Source organism: Amycolatopsis sp. FU40, assembly GCF_021903635.1.
Taxonomy (GTDB): Bacteria; Actinomycetota; Actinomycetes; order Mycobacteriales; family Pseudonocardiaceae; genus Amycolatopsis; species Amycolatopsis dendrobii.
In genome coordinates this window covers 5,271,061-5,287,529 of sequence record NZ_CP091381.1, presented here as the reverse complement: position 1 = coordinate 5,287,529, position 16,469 = coordinate 5,271,061, and the positions used below count along the sequence as shown (strand labels likewise).

Sequence of the window (16,469 nt, the reverse complement as noted above, 5' to 3'; positions counted from 1 at the left end):
TGGTGACAGGTCACCTGAGGAAAGGACAATCCACAATGGACACCGTGCTCGTCACCGGCGCGACCGGAACCGTCGGGTCCGCGCTGATTCCCGCTCTGCAAGCCCGCGGCAGCGCCGTCCGTGCCATGACCAGAGGCCGCCCCGTCGACGGCGTCGAGACCGTGATCGCCGACCTGCGCGATCCGGCCTCGATCGCCGTGGCACTGAAGGGAGTCGACGCGGTCTTCCTCAACAGCCCCTCCGCGCCCGATGCCGCTGAGCTGCAGATCCAGTTCGCGAACCTGGCCCGCGACGCCGGCGTCCACCGGCTCGTGCTGCTCTCCCAGTACGCCGCCCGCGCCGATTCGCCGGTGCGCTTCCTGCGCTGGCACGCCGAAGTCGAGGCACACGTCGAGAAGCTCGGGCTCGACTACACCGTGCTTCGGCCCAACCTCTACCTGCAGGCGTTGCTCAACTTCTCCGCCACCATCGCGCAGGGATTCATCGCCGCGCCCATCGGCGACGCGGCCGTCAGCGCGATCGACACCAGAGATATCTCAGCCGCCGCCGCTGCCGTACTGACCACGGACGGACACTCCGGCCGCACCTACCCGCTCACCGGTCCGCGCGCCGTGACTCACGCGCAGATCGCCGACGCGCTCTCCGCCGCCACCGGACGGGACATCGCCTTCCACGACGCACCCGCCGACCAGTTCGCCGCCGCGCTCAACGGGTTGCTCCCGTCGTGGCAGATCGGCGGCCTGGTCGAGGACTACGCCCACTACGCCCGCGGCGAGGCCGCCGAGGTGCACAGTGCCGTCGCCGACCTCACCGGCCGCCCCGCCCGTGATCTCACCGATTTCGCCCTCGACTACTCCGCCGCGTTCGCGGCCCTCTGAAAGGGAATTCCGATGATCTACCACAGCATTCGCCTCGTCCTCAAGCCCGAGGTCACCGCCCGGGAGAGGGCCGAGGTCACCGCGAAAATGCGCGAGCTGTTCGACCGGATCCCGGCGATCAAGGCACGCGTCGTCGGCCCTGATTTCGGCGGGAAGTACGAATTGGGCGCCGTCCTGGTGGTCGAGGACATCGAGGGGTACGCGGAGTACATGAACCATCCGGCACACCTCGAACTGGACCGGCTGGGGCTGCCGCTGGTCGAGGAGTTCATGTCCTCCGACATCACTGACGACCCGGACCCGGAGATCGGCGAGAAGATCGCCGAGGTCCACCGGATCCGGTTCGAGAAGGTGCCGGACATCGCGGACCTCGTCTCCGGGCTCGCCGAGTACACCGGCAGCGCGGCACCGGGGAAGCACGGCCACTGACCGACAGCGACGCGGCCTGCGCCGCGGATGTTCGTGCGGGGAACCCTGAGGGAGTCTGCCTCTCTCCGGGTTTCCCTCACGGACCTCGGCGGAGCCGAAGAGCCACGCGGGCAGGAGGCAGCGCCCGCTGCGTTAATTCGTTGGCGCGCGGTCCGGCCCGCTGGGTAAGCTGACGTCAGTTGTCGCCGTTCATCGGAGAGGTGCATTGATCTTCTGAGGTGTATAGACACCGCGAACCCGGGCTCTTCCGCCCGTCGCGCGTCTGGCCTCGGATGACGGCACCCTGAATCCGTCCTCGCCGCGCCGCGGTGTCTCCGCGTTCTTGTCCACTCGCGAACGGGGAGTTACGCCTATGTCTTCCTCCATTGTGTGCGCGGACCTCGGTTTCGCCTGGCCGGACGGCGAGGTCGTCTTCGACGGCTTCTCCGTGGCCATCGGCGAGGGCCGCACCGGATTGATCGGCCTGAACGGGTCCGGGAAATCCACCCTCCTCCGGCTGATCGCCGGCGAACTGCGGCCGACCGCCGGCTCGATCAGCGTGTCCGGCGAACTCGGCTACCTGCCGCAAAACCTGATCCTCGGCGCCGAACGCCGCGTCGACGACGTGCTCGGCGTGGCGGAGGTGCGCTCCGCGCTCGCCGCGATCGAGCGCGGGGACGCTGACGAGAGGCATTTCGCGACCGTCGGCGACCAGTGGGACGTCGAGGAACGCACCCGCGCGACGCTCGATCAGCTCGGCCTCTCGCATGTCGCCCTCGACGCGCGGGCGGGGGAGCTGTCCGGCGGCGAGTTGATCCTGCTCGGTCTCGCCGCGCAGTTCCTGCGGCAGCCGGACGTGCTCGTGCTCGACGAACCGACCAACAACCTGGACCTGCGGGCCCGGCGGCTGGTCGGCGAGGCGGTCCGGGCATGGAAAGGCGTGCTGGTGCTGGTATCTCACGATCGCGAGTTGCTGCGCCACGTCGACCGGATCGGCGATCTGCGGTCCGGGGAGGTGACCTTCTACGGCGGAAATCTGGAGGACTACGAGGCAGCGGTGGCCGTCCAGCAGGAGGCGGCTTCGCGGATGCTGCGTGCCGCGGAGTCGGATCTCAAACGGCAGCAGCGCGAGCTGATCGAGGCGCGGACGAAGCTGGACCGGCGCGCCCGGTACGGCCGGAAGCAGTGGGAGAACAAGCGCGAGCCCAAAGTGCGGATGCGCAAACGGCAGGAGGACGCGGAAATCGCCGCGGGCAAGCACCGCACGATGCATCTCGACAAGGTGGCGGAGGCCAAGGACCGGGTGAAGGAGGCGGAGGAAGCGATCCGAGCCGACGACGAGATCCGGATCGAGCTGCCGGAAACCTCGGTGCCGTCCGGAAAAGAAGTGCTCACATTGTCCGATGTGGAGCTTCGCAACGGGCTCGCGGTGAACCTCGCCCTGCGCGGACCGGAACGGATCGCGCTGGTCGGTCCGAACGGTTCCGGCAAAACCACGCTGCTGCAAACGATCACCGGGGCGATCGAACCGCGATCGGGGACGGTCGAGCTCCCGGTGCCGGTGCGCTGGTTGCCGCAACGGCTCGACGTCCTGGACGACACACTGTCCGCCGCGCAGAACGTGGCCCGTGCGGCTCCTTCCGCGTCGAACAACGAGATCCGCGCTCAGCTCGCGCGGTTCCTGCTGCGCGGCAGCCGGGCGGACCAGCCCGCCGGAAGCCTTTCCGGCGGCGAGCGTTTCCGGGCCACGCTGGCGACATTGCTGCTGGCGGAACCGGCGCCGCAGCTGCTGTTGCTGGACGAACCCACGAACAATCTGGACCTGGCCAGCGTTCGGCAGCTGTCGCAGGCACTGAAATCGTACGCGGGCGCGCTGATCGTGGTCAGTCACGATCTCCCGTTCCTGCGCACGATCGGGGCGACGAGGTGGGTGCAGCTCGGGTCCACTGTGGAAGAAACAACGGTCAGCGGATCGCGGTGAGGAGCGTGACCGCTCCCGCCGCGATCAGCGCGGCGGCGAATCCCGTCCCGCCGCCGAGATCGGCGATCGTGCTGAACACCGCGACCCCGCCGCCCGCACCGATGGCGAACCCCGCTTCCTGCGTCGCCCCGGCCGCTCCGGCGTGCTCGGCGGTCGCGGCCTCGAACAGCGCGGTGGTCGCCAAGGTGCCGATCGCGCCGTACCCGAATCCGACCAGTGCGACCGGAAACACCGTGTGGCTCAACGGGACCGCCGCTAGTCCGGCAGCTTGCATCACCAATGCGATGGACGTTGCTGTCCGGCTGCGCAACCAGGTCAAGCTGAACGGCGCGACCAATCCGCCGACCGCGGTGGCGACGGCTTGCGGAGCGAGCGCGAAACCCGCCTCGATCGGCGTTTGCCCTTGTGCGTGCTGGAGTTCGAGGCTGACGAGATAGAGACAGGCCGCAGCCGTCGCGGCGGAAACGACGATCCGCGCGAACGCCGACGCGAAAGCCGGCCGCAGAAACAGCCGGACCTGCAACAACGGCTGCCGAAGCCGAAGCTGTCTGCGGACAAACACAATTCCGGCGATCATGCCCGCCGCGACGCACACCACCCCGCGTACCGGTGCGACGGTGGTTTCCTGCAGCCCGTACACAATCGCGCCGATCGCCGTCACCGACCACAGCAGACTCGGGATCTCCCATCCGGCAGCCGCTTGTCCGGCCGATTCGGGCAGCAGCCACACCGCCAACGCGATCGTAAGCACCGCGAGCGGCACCAGGGCGAGGAAAACCCAGCGCCAGCCCGGCCCTTCCGTCAGCACTCCGCCGACGACCGGCCCCAGCGCGCTGCCCGCTCCCAGCACGGTGACCCACATACCGTTGGCGAACGCGAGATCCCGCCCGGAAAAGAGCGATCCGATCGTGCCGACGACCCCGGCGAGAATCAACGCGCTGGCCACCCCGAGCAATCCGCGGCACACAATGAGCAACGCCGAACTGGGGGCGGCCGCGGCCACCGCGTTCAGCACCGCCATCGCACTCACACCAAGCAGCAGCACGCGCTTCCGCCCGTAGCGGTCGCCAGCGCGAGCCGCCCCGACCATCGCGACCGCCAGCGCGAGCGGGTACACGTCGACGATCCATGCCCGTGCCGGCGCCGACACCTGCAGTTCGTCCGCGATCCGCGGCAGCGCTGTGTTGACCATGCCGAGGGCGAGACTTCCGCCGAGGACCCCAGCCAGCAAAGGAATCAGCACGAGCCCGCGCCGCGGCTCCACCCGGGTCAACGCCATGCGACGATCCTGTCCGGACACCCCCGCGATCGACAAGTACGGACTTTACCGTCCAGTACTCACCGAATGGATAGTGAGGAGGCCGGATGCGCCCGCAAACGGAAAAGGCCGTACGAGCGTGGCGAACAAGCTGCGCCGCCGAAATCACGACGATGGTGCTGGGCGGCGCGTGGAAGCCGAGCATTCTGCACGCACTGGCCGAACACGGCGTGCTGCGCTTCGGGGAACTCTCGCGCCTGCTGTCAGATCTCACTGACCGCGTCCTGACGCGCCAATTGCGCGAACTGGAATCCGACGGCCTGCTGCGCCGCGTGGTGTACCCGCAGGTGCCGCCGAAGGTGGAATACAGCCTGACGGAACTGGGCGAGAACGCGCAGGAGGTGCTGAACGCGATGGCGGCGTGGGGCCGTTCCTACGCCTCGCACGCCGCGGAGCAACGGTAGTTTCTCCGTACGATCATGACCATGAGCGAGCGGAACGACCTGCCGAGCAACTGGGGCCGCTGGGGCGCCGACGACGAACTCGGCACGCTGAACCTGATCACCGACGAGGTCCGGGAACGAGCCGCGCGGGAAGTCCGCACCGGCCGCTCGGTGTCGCTGGCGGTGCCGATCCAGCCGGCCCCGGTGCTCAGCGGTCCCTTCCCGCCGCGCACCGCCGAGGAATCGCCGGTCCAGCAGATGATGCTGTACACCGGAAGCCCCGCGATCGCGTACGCGGACGCCCTGACCGTGACGAACCACCACACCCTGTCCACGCACCTGGACGCGCTGGCGCACATCCCGCAAGACGGGCAGGTGTACCCCGGCCGCCCGGCGAACGAGAGCGTCACGGTGGGCGGCGTCGTGCACGGATCGACCACTGCCTTCGCCGCAGGCATCGTGACCAGGGGCATCCTGCTGGATTTCGCCGCCGACGGCCCGGTTCCCGCCGACCGCGCGCTCACCGCACAGGACCTCGAGGCCGCGGAAGAACGCTTCACCGTCCACGTCGAACCCGGAGACGCCCTCGTCGCCCGGTTCGGCTGGGTGCGGACCCGATACCGCGGCAACCCCATGCCCGGCATGACCCTCGACGCGGCGCGGTGGATGCATGAGCGAGGGGTGTCCTTGTACGCCGGGGATCTCTCGGACGCCTACCCGCCGGTGAGCTCCCCTCCCGCGATGCACGGGGTGGCCCTCCCGCGGCTGGGGATGCCGTTGATCGACGCCGTGGACGCCGACGAACTGGCCTCGGTTTGCGCGGAGCTTGGGCGGTACAGCTTCCTGTTCGTGGCCGCACCGCCGCGGATTCTCGGGCTGACGGGAGTGCCGGTCAATCCGGTCGCGGTCTTCTGAGCGGGTTCGCGGTGCCCCGACGGTCAGATTCTGCTGGCTGGAAGGGCATTGCTTACGAGCCTTGCGCGCAGGGACGGCTTTGCTCCGCACCCGCGGGCAGGCGGGTCTTCTCGGCCGGAGTGAAGTCCCGGTCGTTGATGCCGCACAGATGCCGCATCCAGGCGGCGCCGTCGAGCGGGACCGCAGGGCTGCGGCCAGGTCTGGTGTCCAGGAACAGCTTCCCGTTCTCGACCGACCGGTGCTCCGCGAGATCGCCGAGCTTCGCGTCGGTCACCAGTTTGTGGTCGGGCCAATGCCACACTTGGAAGTCCAGGGTGGCTTCCCCGAACAGGTACTCGCCGTCGATGCCGTGCAGGGTATTCATCGACGCGGGCATCGTCGGCAGCATCCGGTTCGCGTTCAGGTCGAGCAGGACCACGCCGCTGCCCACCCCGTTGACCATGGCCGCGAACGAGCCGGTGGGGTCGATGGCCGGGGTGCCGGGAAAGAAGTCCGAGCGGAACGTCTCGACCGCTTTCCGGCTCGGGAGATCCCAGACCGCGGCTGTTTTCCCGCCGTAGACGAAGATCTGCCCGGGATGTCCTGGCCTGGCCTTCGCCTCGGCGACATCGGCTTGCGTGGTCAGCGGCAGTGGCGCCGCGGTCTGCTGCCCGGTGGCCGGGTCCCAGAACGTGGCCGTTTTCGCGTAGACGACGACCGCGTTCTGGCCAGGGACGGCGATGACCGTGCCGTTCTCGTTGGGGGAAGGGCCTCCGGGGAGCGGCGCTTCGTGTTCGAGGGCGAGGTCGTCCGCCCGGTAGGTCCGCAGCATGCCGTTGCCGACGGACAGGACGTGTTTTCCGCTGGCGTCAAAGGAAAGCGCGGTCGGCGACGGCACTGAGACCTGCTTCAGCACCTGCTGGTGCGCGTCCAGGAGAGCGAGTTCTCCGGTCTTGGTGCGGGCTGCCCAGCGCTGGCCGTCCGGGGACCGGGCGGACGGGTTCCACGAGGTGGCGTCGGCGGGCTTGGCGTCCGTCGTGGGCACCGTGCTGAGCTGCATCGACCCGTTCCGCACGGTCAGCGCGATCAGCCGGCCGTCCGGGGCGGGGAGGAGGACCGGGGTCGGCGAGGTGCTCGCGGTCGCCCAGTTCACCGTCACCGTGGGATCGGCGAACAAGTACCGCTTCCCGTCCGGCCAGTGCACGGCGCCCAGCGGTCCCGCTCCCGGTCTGTTCAGGAGCACGAACTGTCCGGTGAGGTCGGTGTCCAGGCTGGAGCAGTCGACGCCGCTCGCGAGCTGCCCCAGCCGGGTGCCGGAGAGGTCGACGTGGGTGGCTGTTTCGGCGTCGCAGGCGGCGATCTTCCGGCCGTGGTCGAGAAGGACGCCGCGGCCGAGCGACCGGACCAGCGCACCGGTGGCGGTGTCGCGCACTACTGCCTCGGTTTTGGCGTTGGGATCGCTTGGCTGCTCGAACAGGACCACTTGGCGTCCGTCGTCGGTCGGGTACACCGTGTTCACCATGCCCGTCGCCAGGGTGGCGGGCAGCGTCGTCGCGGCCGCGCGGCGGGTTCGGAGATCCCAGATCTGGAGATGCCGGGGCCGGGCAACCTCGTTGGGCACTCCCGCGAGGTACCGGCCGTTCGCGCTGAACGAGACGGATTGGAACGCTGTCGCGTCGTCGGCACGGAGGACGAGCGGCGGGGCCGGGCTGTCCAGATCCCAGATCTTGACCCCGGGTTCGTTCCCGGACTCGGCGAGCAGACGGCCGTCCGGGCTCAGCTCCAGAAACGAGGTGGGGTTGACGGCAAGTGCGCGCGACTGGGGCGCGGGACCGGCGAGCCCTTGCCAGAGCGAGACCGGGGTCGTCGGGTCAGCGGATTTGATGATCAATCGCTGACCGTCCGCGGTGGACAGGATCCGGTCGGTCGGAGCGATGTGCTGAGGCGGAAGGATCCGGTCGATCCCCCGCCAATACAGCTCCTGCTGCAAAAGCGCACCATAGGCGTCGCTGCTGTGCGGGTTTTCCCGCCAAGCCGCCTGCGCCATCTGCAACGCCGAGGTGTCCTGGCCGTTCGCGTCGCGCAAGGATTCCTAGGCCAGGAGGATGGCGTTGGCGGTGTGGAGATTGTCGTTGATCGTCGCCTGGTTGCGCAGCACCACCACGGTGAGCACGCTCGCGGCCAGCGCCAAGGTCAGTGCGACGGCGGTGACGATGCGCCAGCGCCGGATGCCGCGTCGTTCGGCGGCGTAGCTGCGTTCGACGTATTCCTTGTGCGGCGCGGTGATATCCGAGCCGCGCTGGGCGAGCCATTGCCGGGCGGTGGCGAGTGCCGCACCGCGGAGCAGGCCGCCGTGGTCTTGGCCGGACTGCTCCCACTGGTCGATGTCCTGGCGCAGGTCTGCTTGCCAAACCAGGAAATCCCGGTCTTCGTCCAGCCAACCCCGAAGCTGGGGCCAGTAGTCGATCAGCGCTTGGTGTACCAGATCCGCGCGTTGGTGTTCGTCGAGCACCACGAGGCGGCGGGCAGCGAGTTCGTGCGCGATGTCCTGGAGTTCCGCGTCGAGTTCGGCCAACCGGACCGAACGCCGGGCGAATCCCGCTTCGCCGTCCGGTCTCGCGAGCTGGACGAGCAGCCTGCGTGCAGCGTCCTTTTCGGACGGACGCAAGGCTTCGAGTGCTTCGTCAGCGGCCTGGCCCAGCGCCCCGGGCACCCGGCCGAGTTCTTCGTACGCCGCGTGGGTGAGCCAGCCGCCGTGCCGTTTCTGCCAGAGCCGTTCCAGCACCAGCGAAACCAGCGGCAGTGTTCCCGGCTGGTCCATCGCGTCGTCGAGGATGCGCTGCACCAGGCCGGCTTCAAAGGCGAGGCCGCCGACCGCGGCGGCGGGCCCGGTGATCGCCTCGGCCAGCTCTTCGCGGGACATCGGCTCGAGGAAGCGGACGGCCTTGTTCAGCCGGCCCGCGGTCTCGCGCGTGATGAGCGCGTCGAGGGACCGGGCGCGCAAGGTGAGCACGACCCGCAGCGGAGCCGGTTGGCCCGGCTCTCGTCGTTGCGACGCGATCATCCGGGTGAGCAGTTCGAGCAACCGGCGCGCCCCGTCGCGGTCCGCGACCACGATCTCCTCGAACTGGTCGACGAAAAGCACTGCGGCACCGTCGGAGACCAGCGCGTTCGCGGCTGCTCGCGGGTCTTCCACCGGTTGCCCGATCGCGGCGGCGAACATGGCGACCGGTTCGGTTGCGGTGTCCGGGCGGATGTCGAGCACCCGCACGCCCTCGCTGCGCAGGCGCGGCAGCAGACCGGCGCGGACCAGCGACGACTTGCCCGAACCGGACGGACCGGCCACGACGACGAGGTCCTCGCGGGCCGCCTGCCCGGCGAGTCCGGCCAGTTCGGCGTCGCGCCCGTGCAGCAGCGGGGCATCGCGTTCTTCGAGGGGTTTCAGCCCGCGGTAAGGGTTTTCCGCCGCGACGGTCCAGGTGTCGCCGAGTGCGGTGGCGGGGATGAGGTGCGCGGTGGTGTCGTGGCGGTTGGCCCGGGTGACGACCATGCCGACGACGCCGTCCGCGTCGTCGTCCCACACCGGTGCGCCGCTGAACCCGGGCTCGATGCGCCACTGCCGCGCGTCGGTCTCGACCTGGATCCGGCCGGTGCTCTGCGCGCCGAGCAGTTTGCCCTCGATCCAGATCCCGGCTTCCTGGTCGAACGGGAATCCGAACGTGCGGAACGAATGCCCGCGGACGTCGTCGGTGATCCGCGCAGGAGCGGGCAGCGCGCCGGGCGGGGCAGGCGCTTCGAGCCGGAGCACCGCGATGTCGCCGGCCCCGTCCTCGCTCTCCGGCTGCCAGTCGACCACGCGCGCCGGAACCCGGGAAGCCTTTGCCAGCAAGGGAAATTCGACCTGTACGAGGCTGTCCAGGAGCGGGGCGTCGCGGCGTTCGCCGAGCGCGTCGGCCACCACGTGCGCACACGTGGCGACCCGGCCGGGAGCCACCAGGAAACCGGCCCCGCCGACCCCCGCCGCCCCGCTGATCCGGACGACCGCCGCGACGAGCGGATCAGCGCTCATGACGACGGCGCGGTCCACTCCATGCTGACCGTGAAGTTCGCTTCGCCCGCGGTTTTGGCGATCGCCAGGTTCGCCTCGCCGGTGACCTTGATGCCGAACTGCAGGCTGATCTTGGACGGTTGCTGCTCCATCGCCCGGAACTCGGCGAGCACGGCCTCGGCGGCGGGCCGGACGCGCCGGAGCGCCTCCTGGACCGACTCGGACGCCTGCTCGACCGACGGACCGCGGCCGACCGGCTGGTTTCCGCTGGCCGCACGGCTTCCGCCGTCAGCGGGATCGGTCTCGAAAAGAATGGTGTCGCCGTCGCCGACCGGCATTCTGACCCACTGCGTCATGGCCTCGGTACCCCTTCGGACCCGCGATCGCTTCGTGCCGGTCAGTGAAGCACAACGGGCGGGCCGGAGAGGGCGGAATCGAAGAATCCGTGTTCGGCCCCCGGGGCGTTCGGCGCAGGCGCAAGCAGCACGCGACCGGGCCGAGGAGAATGGACAGCCGCAGGCGGCCCGGCACAGCGAAACCACGGCTTGGCCGAATGAAGCAGTCATCGTGAGGGCAGCGGGAACCAAGGATCACCGAGGCGCGACTCTTGCCGCGCGCCCCGAGCAGGGGCCCAGCGGGGCCCCGCTTCGAGTCTCCCGCTGACGACCAGACCCGGCTTCCTGGCGAACGGTGTTCGGCGAACGAACACGCGGAGATAAGGTGCACCGGTGGACCCCAAGGAACGACGCGCGGCGCGGCACCAGCCACCGAAACCCGGAACCGCTCCGAAGCCCCGGCGGCGCACGGTGCCGATCACCGTCGAGCAGGTTGTCGACGCGGCGTTGGAGATCATCGCCACCGAGGGGTACGAGGCGTTGTCCATGCGCCGCGTGGCCGACGCGCTGAACACCGGTCCGGCCTCGCTTTACGCGCACGTGGTCAACAAGACCGACCTCGATGAGCTGCTCATCGCGCGGCTGTGCGCGAAAATCGTCCTGCCGAAGCCGGACGCCGCGAACTGGCGTGAGCAGATCCGCGACGTGTGCGCGCAGTTGCGCGACCTGTACCTGGCCTACCCCGGGATCTCCGGCGCGGCGTTCGCGGTGGCGCCCACCGACCTCGAGACCGCGCGGCTCAACGAGGGGATGCTGGCGATCCTGCTGAACGGCGGCGTCCCGGCGCAGGCCGCGGCATGGGGCGTGGATTCCCTGCTGCTTTACGTGGCCGCTTACTGCCTCGAGACGTCGATCGTGCAACGGCGAGTGGAGGAGAAGGACGCCGTGTGGGTCGTCGGGCGGGACGAGATGCAGCGGCGTCTCGCTTCGCTGCCGGCGGAGGATTTTCCGTATACCGCGAGCCATGCTGTCGAGTTGACGGCCGGTGAGGGACATGACCGGTTCGACTTCACGCTCGAGGTGATGATCGACGGTCTGGCGCGCCGCTAGGCGGACGCGGAGGCGTTCCGGCGCAGGTCAGGGCCCTCTTTGACCGGCTGAAAACACATCTTGCCCACCTGGGCGGGGTTTCGTGCGCGTTGACAGGAACACTGTTCGTTGGTAGAACGGTGTTCGTGGAAGCACGGACAGAGCGGCCGGTGGCGACGATCTCCCGCGGCCAGGTGCGCGGCACGGCCGAGGGAACCCTCGCGGTCTTCCGCGGCATCCCCTTCGCCGCGCCGCCCGTGGGCGACCTGCGCTTCGCGGCGCCGCAGCCGCCCCGTGCCTGGGAAAACGTCCTCGACGCCGAGGCATTCGGGCCGATCCCGGTCCAAGCGGAGGTGCCCTCGTCCGCGGTCGCGCCGCCGCCGAGTCCGTTCGACGACGGGCGCGGCTGTCTCACCGTGAATGTCTGGACCGCCGATCTGTCCGGCGCCCGCCCGGTCATGGTGTGGATCTACGGCGGCGGCTACCTCGCGGGCAGCGCGGCCGATCCCGGATATGACGGGGCGGTCCTCGCTCAGGAAGGCGTCGTCGTGGTGACCTTCAACTACCGCGTCGGCGTCGAAGGGTTCGGGCAGCTCGCGGGGGCTCCGGCGAACCGCGGGCTGCTCGACCAGGTCGCGGCCCTCGAATGGGTCCGGGACAACGTGGCCGCGTTCGGCGGCGATCCCGGCCAGGTCACGGTCTTCGGCCAGTCCGCGGGCGCGGGCGGGGTCGCCGCGCTGCTCGCGATGCCGTGTGCGGCCGGGCTGTTCCACCGGGCGATCGCGCAGAGCGTGCTGGGCACGTTCGTCTCGCCGGAGTTGGCGGCGGATGTCATGGCCACGATCGCGGCGAGTGCCGGGACCACGGCCACCGTCGAGGGGCTCCGTGATATCTCGCTGACTGCGGCAGTCGACGCGCTTGATATACGAGAGCACGCCGGCCGCTGGGGCGCTTTCGCGTACGGGGTGACGCCGTTCTCGCCGGTCGTCGACGGCGACGTTCTTCCTGCCACGCCTTGGCAGGCGCTCCGGAACGGGGCTTCCCGGGACGTCGAACTGATCGTCGGACACACCCGCGACGAATTCCGCAAAATGCTCGCCGGACGCGGACTGCTCGGCCGGGTCACCGAAGAAATGACCACAGGCGCACTCGCCGCGTTGGCACCGGACGGCTACCGCGCGGCTTTCCCGGATGCGACGCCAGAGCTGCGCTACGAAACCCTCCATTCCGACTGGCTGTTCCGCATGCCTTCGGTGAACCTCGCCCGGGACCACACCGGCCGCTCGTATCTGTACGAGTTCGTCCTCGAAGCACTTGGATCCGGCGGGGCGCTCGGCGCTTGCCACGGCGCCGACGTCGCGTTGACGTTCGGCAATCTGACGGGCCCGCTGGTCGAGAAAATGCTGGGACCGCAACCGAATGCGGAACTCACCGCACTCTCGGCGGCGATGAGAGCGGCGTGGACCGGCTTCGCCCGCGGCGCGGGTCCCGGATGGGGCGAATTCGACGCCGCGTGGACGACCTGGGTGATCGGCGCCGACCCGATCGTGCGGTCCTATCCGGAGCAGGTGTCCGCGAACCTGTGGGCAGGTCACGACTTCCCGTGCCTGCCTCTTCGATCCTCGGCCCCGGGCCGGGAAGGGATTGACTCATGAAATCGGTCCGGTTCAGCACCTTCGGCGGCCCGGAAGTCCTCGAACTCGTCGACCTCCCGGATCCGCGTCCGGGGCCTGGCGAGATTCGGATTTCGGTGCGCGCAGCGGGAATCAACGCGAGCGACTGGAAGAAACGCCAGGGCCTGATGGACCAGGAACTCCCGCAGACCATGGGGCACGAGGCGGCGGGCGTCGTGGATCGACTCGGCGATGGCGTCACGGATGTCGCGATCGGCGACCGCGTGTTCGGTTTCGCCGCTTCCGGTGGCGCACAAGCGGAATTGACCGTGTTGTTCTGCTACGCGCCCATCCCGCCGTCGCTCAGCTTCGCCGAGGCGGCCGCATTGCCCGCCGCAGCCGAGACGGCCGCGCGTGCGCTTGATCAGCTCGGCGTCGAGAGCGGCACCACAGTGCTGGTCAACGGTGCTTCCGGCAGCGTCGGCGGTGCCGCGGTTCAGCTCGCCGTGGCTCGGGGCGCGCGAGTGATCGGCACGGGAAGCACTGCCACACATGACTTTCTGCGCTCGCTCGGCGCCGAACCCGTTGCCTACGGACCTGGTATGTCAGATCGGGTCCGTGCACTCGCACCGGAGGGCGTCGACCTGGCCCTGGACGTCGCCGGAAGCGGCGTCCTGCCGGAGCTGATGGTGCTCGCGGGCGGCCCGGAACACGTCATCACCGTCGCCGACTTCGCCGGTGCCCAGGAACACGGCGTGCGCTTCAGCCGCGGTGACGGCGTGCATGCGCTTTATGTGCTGTCTCAACTCGGCGAGCTGGTGGAAGCCGGAAAGTTCAGCCTGCCTGTCGGGCAGACGTTCCCGTTGTCCGAGGTCGCGGAGGCGCACCGGGTCGGTGAATCGGGCCGGGTGCGCGGAAAGCTTGTCCTTCTGCCCGGTTGACGGGCCAATTCACTCGAGAGAACCTCATGAATCCTGACTTCTCGCCGACCGGGATCGCCCAGCCGGCTCCCCGAAGCGCGCCCGGAAAACCCCAGCACCGCTGGCTGACGCTCGTCGTGCTGAGCCTCGCCCAGCTGATGGACATCCTCGACTCCACGATCGTCAACATCGCCCTGCCGAGCGCACAGCACGACCTCGGATTCCCCGCCGATGACCGGCAATGGGTGCTGACCGGCTACGCGCTCGCGTTCGGCAGCCTCCTGCTCCTCGGCGGTCGGCTCGCTGACTGTTTTGGACGGAAGCGGCTGTTCCTCGTCGGCGTCGGCGGGTTCGCGGTCGCCTCCGCTGTCGGCGGTGCTGCCGGGAACTTCGCGACGCTGCTGGCCGCGCGAGTCGGCCAAGGCGCGTTCGCCGCGATGCTCGCCCCGGCCGCATTGTCCTTGCTTTCCATCACTTTCGCCGACGACGCCAAGGAACGCGGCCGCGCGTTCGGCATCTTCGGCGCGATCTCCGGTGCGGGTGGCGCCGTGGGATTGCTGCTCGGCGGCGTCCTCACACAGGGCCTGTCGTGGCGGTGGTGCCTCTACGTCAACCTGTTCATCGCGGCGGTCGCGTTCGTCGGCGGGCTGATTCTCCTGCGCGACGGTGATCGGCCGCAGCGCGTCCGGCTCGACGTCGCGGGCACGGCCGCGGTGGTGTTCGGCCTGATCGGGATCGTTTTCGGCCTCGGCACCGCGGAACGGAACGGCTGGCACGACATCGGGACGCTCGGACCGGTGCTCGCGGGCGTCGCGCTCATCGCCGCGTTCGTCGTCATCGAACGTCGCACCGCCCGTCCGCTCCTGCCGCTGCGGGTGATCCTCGACCGGGTCCGCGGAGCCGCGTACCTGACCTTGGGGATCACCGGGACCGGGATGTTCGCGGTTTTCCTGTTCCTCACCTTCTATCTCGCGAACACGCTGGGGTTCGGCCCGCTGCGGACCGGCGTCGCGTTCCTTCCGATGATCGGCCTGGTCATGGCGGGAGCGGTGTTCTCCGGGGCGGTGCTCCTGCCGCGCTGGGGACCTCGGCCGATCGTCCCGCTCGGCTGTCTCCTCGCCGCCGCCGGCATGGCCGTCCTCACCGGAATCGGCGCGGATTCGAGTTACGCCGCGAACATCCTGCCCGCCCTGCTCGTCACCGGGATCGGCTTCGGATTCATCTTCGGTCCGGTGCAGAACGCCGCGACCAGCGGCGTCCGGGAGCATGACGCGGGGGTGGCGTCCGCGTTGGTGACGACGGCCCAGCAGATCGGCGGGTCGATCGGGACCGCGGTGTTCAGTTCGCTCGCGACGTCCGCGGTCGCCGGGTACCTGGCTGCGCATCCGACGACCGGGACCCTCGCCGAGGCGACGTTCGCCGGGTATCACCTGGTGTTCTGGATCGCGTCGGCGGTATTCCTCGGCAGCGCGGTGCTGTCCGCGCTGCTGTTCCGCAGCGGTCCCTTGCCGTTGCCTGCTGACCCGGCGGCCTGAGCGCCTGGTCGTCGGGCAGACACCTGTCCTGGAGCCGTACCGCCCGTACGTGCGGCGGCGCACAACGCCGTGCGCGAGGGGCGCCTTGTTCCGCGCGTGGCCGCGGCGATCTCTCCGCTCGGGGGCGAGCCGACCGCCGTCGATGCGGCCGGGTGCCTGCGGCGGCGAACCGCGCAGTCGCCGCGGGCGCCGGACCGAGTCGCGGAGGCGGGCAGCAAGCCGCCGGCCATGTCTTCGATGCAGTGCTCGCGCCGATCTGTCTGCGGGCGGCTTTCGGCTACGAGCCGCGGCCCCGGAGATGGCGGCGCTGATGGACCGAGCGCTCCCAGCTTTGTCTGCTTAGCCGTGGGTCGTGAGGGAAACACAGACGTTGTACCGTCCCTGGCAGCGGTATACCGCGGTCTCGTCCCTGATGCCGGGGGAGGTGCGGTTCCGGCCGGATACTCACTCGAAGTGCCCGTGCACGGACAGGATCCCGGCGGCCTGACCGTGCACTTCCCGAACCGGCGTCCTCCGCCGAACCTGCGGAACCGCCGGTTCAGCAGAAGCACCAGAAGCCTGGACAGTTCACGGTCCGATGGGACGGCCCGCCGCAATAGACTGGACCGCGTGACCGGCCAGGAGCTTCTAGCCTTCCTTCGCGAACTGCGAGCGACCACCCCGTGGCCGGTGGCCGTCGACGACGCCTCGGTGAGATGGCAGCTCAGCGGATTGACCTGGCAGGCCACGGTGATCGTCGATCCACGGCGCTGGCTGGGGGTGGAGTTCGAGGCGAGGGACCCGGCGACCGGCAAGCTTGTCACGTACGACATCGACACCGATCTCTACGACATCTCGCACGACAAGTACCGCGAGTTCGCTGCGGAGATCGAACGCGACATCATCGAGTTTCTCGGCAACCTGCGGACGGGCGCGATGCTGCGCGGCACTGACGGCGCGCTCGTCTTTCCGCTCGACGGTTCGTGGATTCGCGTCGTCCGGGGGCGGTTCCTGACCAGCGCGTCCACCCACGCCGACCTCGCCGAGGCCCGGCGCGATGGCGACTACGTCGTGGTTCGGTGACGGCG

At 69.5% G+C, this 16,469-nt stretch carries 14 protein-coding genes; 10 read left to right on the top strand and 4 right to left on the bottom strand.

Translation table 11 applies throughout. The annotated features are described in order from the left end of the window. Positions 1-35 precede the first annotated feature (35 nt). The 3 genes from L3Q65_RS25130 (at position 36) to L3Q65_RS25120 (ending at position 3,267) form a co-directional block, all read left to right on the top strand. Positions 36-878 (top strand): SDR family oxidoreductase, encoded by an 843-nt coding sequence (locus tag L3Q65_RS25130; protein ID WP_182891456.1) that lies wholly within the window; start codon positions 36-38, stop codon positions 876-878. Positions 879-890: 12 nt separating this feature from the next. Beyond that, entirely contained in the window at positions 891-1,307 is a 417-nt protein-coding gene (locus L3Q65_RS25125) for a Dabb family protein (RefSeq protein WP_182891457.1), read from the top strand. A 352-nt stretch (positions 1,308-1,659) separates the two neighbouring features. Beyond that, on the top strand, positions 1,660-3,267 hold the full coding sequence (locus L3Q65_RS25120; protein WP_182891458.1) for an ABC-F family ATP-binding cassette domain-containing protein: 1,608 nt from the start codon (positions 1,660-1,662) through the stop codon (positions 3,265-3,267). Here the strand turns inward: L3Q65_RS25120 and L3Q65_RS25115 are convergent. Next, positions 3,251-4,546, bottom strand: a complete 1,296-nt coding sequence (locus tag L3Q65_RS25115; RefSeq protein ID WP_182891459.1) for an MFS transporter — start codon at positions 4,544-4,546, stop codon at positions 3,251-3,253. The genes L3Q65_RS25120 and L3Q65_RS25115 overlap by 17 nt on opposite strands. 86 nt (positions 4,547-4,632) lie before the next feature. On the opposite strand from L3Q65_RS25115, the gene L3Q65_RS25110 reads away from it, so the two are divergent. Continuing rightward, positions 4,633-4,989: a helix-turn-helix domain-containing protein gene (locus tag L3Q65_RS25110; protein WP_182891460.1), complete on the top strand. Its 357-nt coding sequence runs from the start codon at positions 4,633-4,635 to the stop codon at positions 4,987-4,989. Between the two features lie 21 nt (positions 4,990-5,010). Continuing rightward, entirely contained in the window at positions 5,011-5,883 is an 873-nt protein-coding gene (locus tag L3Q65_RS25105) for a cyclase family protein (protein WP_237596818.1), read from the top strand. A 52-nt stretch (positions 5,884-5,935) separates the two neighbouring features. Here the strand turns inward: L3Q65_RS25105 and L3Q65_RS25100 are convergent, their stop codons facing one another. From L3Q65_RS25100 to L3Q65_RS25090, 3 genes are read right to left on the bottom strand one after another with little or no spacing between them, the layout of a single operon-like run. After that, positions 5,936-7,948, bottom strand: a complete 2,013-nt coding sequence (locus L3Q65_RS25100) for a WD40 repeat domain-containing protein (protein ID WP_237596817.1) — start codon at positions 7,946-7,948, stop codon at positions 5,936-5,938. A 6-nt stretch (positions 7,949-7,954) separates the two neighbouring features. Continuing rightward, entirely contained in the window at positions 7,955-9,931 is a 1,977-nt protein-coding gene (locus L3Q65_RS25095; protein ID WP_237596816.1) for a serine protease, read from the bottom strand. Continuing rightward, positions 9,928-10,266: a CU044_2847 family protein gene (locus tag L3Q65_RS25090; RefSeq protein ID WP_182891463.1), complete on the bottom strand. Its 339-nt coding sequence runs from the start codon at positions 10,264-10,266 to the stop codon at positions 9,928-9,930. Before L3Q65_RS25090 ends, L3Q65_RS25095 begins: the two co-directional genes overlap by 4 nt. 372 nt (positions 10,267-10,638) lie before the next feature. On the opposite strand from L3Q65_RS25090, the gene L3Q65_RS25085 reads away from it, so the two are divergent. The 5 genes from L3Q65_RS25085 to L3Q65_RS25065 all read left to right on the top strand — a co-directional run bounded on the left by L3Q65_RS25085 (position 10,639) and on the right by L3Q65_RS25065 (position 16,464). After that, positions 10,639-11,355, top strand: a complete 717-nt coding sequence (locus L3Q65_RS25085; RefSeq protein WP_182891464.1) for a TetR/AcrR family transcriptional regulator — start codon at positions 10,639-10,641, stop codon at positions 11,353-11,355. A 125-nt stretch (positions 11,356-11,480) separates the two neighbouring features. Further along, entirely contained in the window at positions 11,481-12,989 is a 1,509-nt protein-coding gene (locus tag L3Q65_RS25080; protein ID WP_237596815.1) for a carboxylesterase/lipase family protein, read from the top strand. Next, a complete protein-coding gene (locus tag L3Q65_RS25075; protein ID WP_237596814.1) occupies positions 12,986-13,888 on the top strand; it encodes an NADP-dependent oxidoreductase in 903 nt (300 codons plus the stop codon). Before L3Q65_RS25080 ends, L3Q65_RS25075 begins: the two co-directional genes overlap by 4 nt. A gap of 26 nt (positions 13,889-13,914) precedes the next feature. Continuing rightward, positions 13,915-15,402, top strand: a complete 1,488-nt coding sequence (locus L3Q65_RS25070) for an MFS transporter (RefSeq protein ID WP_237596813.1) — start codon at positions 13,915-13,917, stop codon at positions 15,400-15,402. Positions 15,403-16,011: 609 nt separating this feature from the next. Next, entirely contained in the window at positions 16,012-16,464 is a 453-nt protein-coding gene (locus L3Q65_RS25065; RefSeq protein ID WP_182891466.1) for a hypothetical protein, read from the top strand. Positions 16,465-16,469: the final 5 nt, after the last annotated feature.

Bases quoted from the DNA above. Each gene is read 5' to 3' on its own strand.
- L3Q65_RS25130 (WP_182891456.1), top strand. From the start codon at position 36: ATGGACACCGTGCTCGTCACCGGCGCGACCGGAACCGTCGGGTCCGCG.
- L3Q65_RS25125 (WP_182891457.1), top strand. From the start codon at position 891: ATGATCTACCACAGCATTCGCCTCGTCCTCAAGCCCGAGGTCACCGCC.
- L3Q65_RS25120 (WP_182891458.1), top strand. From the start codon at position 1,660: ATGTCTTCCTCCATTGTGTGCGCGGACCTCGGTTTCGCCTGGCCGGAC.
- L3Q65_RS25115 (WP_182891459.1), bottom strand. From the start codon at position 4,546: ATGGCGTTGACCCGGGTGGAGCCGCGGCGCGGGCTCGTGCTGATTCCT.
- L3Q65_RS25110 (WP_182891460.1), top strand. From the start codon at position 4,633: ATGCGCCCGCAAACGGAAAAGGCCGTACGAGCGTGGCGAACAAGCTGC.
- L3Q65_RS25105 (WP_237596818.1), top strand. From the start codon at position 5,011: ATGAGCGAGCGGAACGACCTGCCGAGCAACTGGGGCCGCTGGGGCGCC.
- L3Q65_RS25095 (WP_237596816.1), bottom strand. From the start codon at position 9,931: ATGAGCGCTGATCCGCTCGTCGCGGCGGTCGTCCGGATCAGCGGGGCG.
- L3Q65_RS25090 (WP_182891463.1), bottom strand. From the start codon at position 10,266: ATGACGCAGTGGGTCAGAATGCCGGTCGGCGACGGCGACACCATTCTT.
- L3Q65_RS25075 (WP_237596814.1), top strand. From the start codon at position 12,986: ATGAAATCGGTCCGGTTCAGCACCTTCGGCGGCCCGGAAGTCCTCGAA.
- L3Q65_RS25070 (WP_237596813.1), top strand. From the start codon at position 13,915: ATGAATCCTGACTTCTCGCCGACCGGGATCGCCCAGCCGGCTCCCCGA.